1 protein-coding gene is annotated in these 230 nt (G+C 62.2%); it reads right to left on the bottom strand.

Translation table 11 applies throughout. The features are described from left to right. Nucleotides 1–186: hypothetical protein (locus ACNEUN_RS06495; RefSeq protein WP_463631655.1), on the bottom strand; the 186-nt coding region annotated here is incomplete at its 3' end. Between the last annotated feature and the right edge of the window lie 44 nt (nt 187–230).

Below are 230 nucleotides of genomic sequence, written 5' to 3'. Positions count from 1 at the left end.
CATCAAGCCGATGGCGCACCGCCGAGCACCGGGCAGATCGCCGGCGAGCTCAAGACGACGCATGGCGCAGGCCAGTGCACCCAGGGACCATGGGCCCAGTGGGTAACTCAGGTCGGTCAGCAATGGCCAAACCACGACGTTGAGCGAACTGGCAAGGTGTTCCGGGCTGTTGTCTTCCAGCAGCACATCCTGGTATCTGGATGGCAACCACCTTACGAGCTCAATGAGGG

This window comes from Gardnerella sp. C0684A1 (genome assembly GCF_055326835.1).
The sequence above is the reverse complement of the archived record's forward strand: the minus strand, read 5'-3'. Positions and strand labels throughout refer to the sequence as shown.